Below are 256 nucleotides of genomic sequence, written 5' to 3' on the forward strand. Positions count from 1 at the left end.
GTGAATGTTCCTCTGTTGGTCTGCACGGCGCTAACCGTCTGGGCTCTAACTCCCTGGCGGAACTGGTGGTCTTCGGTCGTATGGCCGGTGAACAAGCTGCGGAACGCGCTGCAACAGCTGGCGCTGCAAACAGTGCCGCTCTTGATGCACAGGTTGCTGGCGTTGAAAAACGTCTGAAAGATCTGGTTAACCAGGAAGGTAACGAAAACTGGTCTAAGATCCGTGACGAAATGGGTATCTCCATGGAAGAAGGTTG

General features: G+C 53.9%; 1 pseudogene. It reads left to right on the forward strand.

The annotated features are described in order from the left end of the window. Positions 1 to 256 (forward strand): annotated as a pseudogene (locus FDX22_RS15400) (succinate dehydrogenase/fumarate reductase flavoprotein subunit); the annotation flags it as partial.

It is taken from the genome of Citrobacter sp. TBCS-14 (genome assembly GCF_005280805.1).
Taxonomy (GTDB): Bacteria; Pseudomonadota; Gammaproteobacteria; order Enterobacterales; family Enterobacteriaceae; genus Citrobacter; species Citrobacter gillenii.